The sequence below is a fragment of the Burkholderia sp. KCJ3K979 genome (assembly GCF_016759955.1).
GTDB classification, from domain to species: domain Bacteria; phylum Pseudomonadota; class Gammaproteobacteria; order Burkholderiales; family Burkholderiaceae; genus Burkholderia; species Burkholderia orbicola.
Genome location: NZ_JACFYV010000409.1, coordinates 1 through 1,706, shown reverse-complemented (window position 1 = coordinate 1,706; position 1,706 = coordinate 1). Strand labels below are relative to the sequence as shown.

Genomic DNA, 1,706 nt, shown 5'->3' with positions numbered 1-1,706 from the left:
GTCGGTGCGCACCTGCCAGATGCGGGCGATCGCGGTCGCGATCTCGGCATCGCTCGCGCCGCCGCGCACAAGTGCGCGCAGGTCGTGGCCGGTCGACGCGAACAGGCACAGGTACAGCTTGCCTTCGGTCGACAGCCGCGCGCGCGTGCAGTCGCCGCAGAAGGCCTGCGTGACGCTCGAGATCACGCCGATCTCGCCGCTGCCGTCCGCATAGCCCCAGCGCTGCGCGGTTTCGGCCGCCGTGTGCGGCTCGAGCGGCACGAGCGGGAAATGTTCGGCGATACGTGCGACGACGTCCGCCGACGGCAGTACCTCGGTCATGTTCCAGCCGTTCGACGTGCCGACGTCCATGTATTCGATGAAACGCAGGATCACGCCGGTGCCGCGGAAGCGCTCGGCCATCGGCAGGATCTCGCTGTCGTTGGTGCCGCGCTTCACGACCATGTTGACCTTGACCGGCGCGAGGCCCGCGGCCTGTGCGGCGAAGATGCCGTCGAGCACGTCGGCGCTCGCGAACTCGGCATCGTTCATGCGCTTGAACAGCGCGTCGTCGAGCGCATCGAGGCTGACCGTGACGCGCGTGAGCCCGGCGTCCTTCAGCGCGCGCGCCTTGCGTGCGAGCAGCGAGCCGTTGGTCGTCAGTGTCAGGTCGAGCGGGCGGCCGGCGTGCGTCGTCAGGCGCGCGAGGCGCTCGATCAGGAATTCGAGGTTCTTGCGCAGCAACGGTTCACCGCCCGTGATGCGGATCTTCTCGACGCCGTGCGCGACGAAGAGCCGCGCCACGCGCTCGATTTCCTCGTGCGTGAGCAGCGCGCTGTGCGGCAGGAACGGGTAGTCCTTGTCGAACACCGCGCGCGGCATGCAGTACACGCAACGGAAGTTGCAGCGGTCCGTCACCGAAATGCGCAGGTCGCGCAGCGGCCTGGCGAACGTGTCGGCCAGCGTGCCGTCGGGGGCATGCGCGACGCCGGAGACGTCCGGCATCCCGCTGACGTCGGCGAGAGGAATGATGCGTCGGGACATGTTGGAAGAAGTGCGAACCAGACTGCTATTTTAGCCGCAACCGGCCGGCGGGGCCGGTGGGCGGAAACCCGCAGCGCGGACATGAAAAAGCCCGCCGGAGGCGGGCTTTTCCTGGTCGTGCGATGCGCCGTTCAGTGGTGCGTCGTTTCGACCTGCTGCATCGGGGCCGTATCGGCCGGCGGCAGCACCTTGCGTTCGCGCGGCACGCGGGCCGGGCGCGGGAGCCGCGATGCGGCTTCCTGCGCGGCCGCGAACTTGTCGGCGTCCGTGTTCACCCAGACGAGACCGGCCTGCTCCAGCACGACATCCAGGCTCGCCGAAGCGGGCGCGGCTGCCGGTTGTGCGGGGGCGGGAGCCGGCGTCGGTACCGGGGCCGGTGCAGCGACGGCCTCGGCCGGTGCGGCTTCGACCGGTGCCGGTTCGATTGCCACCGGCGCGGTTTCGATCGCCACGGCGGCCGGAGCGGCTTGCTCGACCGGCGCGGCTTGCGGCGCCTCGACAGCGGCCGGCACGGTTGCCGGCACTTCGAACGCGTCGGTCGGCGACACCGCGACCGGAGCCGGGCCCGCTTCCGCGACCACCGGTGCAACCGGTGCCGGTTCTGCTGCCTGGACGGCGACGGCGGGCTCGACCGGGGCGGCCGGAGCCGCTTCGACGCGTGCCGGTGCCGGCTGCGCTTCGAC

General features: G+C 70.8%; 1 protein-coding gene and 1 pseudogene. Both read right to left on the bottom strand.

Annotation, left to right across the window (positions count from 1 at the left end; all coding sequences use genetic code 11):
* Positions 1-1,023 (bottom strand): GTP 3',8-cyclase MoaA (gene moaA / locus H3O04_RS35235; RefSeq protein WP_202589504.1); only part of this gene is annotated, 1,023 nt, incomplete at its 3' end.
* Positions 1,024-1,154: 131 nt separating this feature from the next.
* Positions 1,155-1,706: pseudogene (locus H3O04_RS35230) on the bottom strand (ribonuclease E/G); the annotation flags it as partial.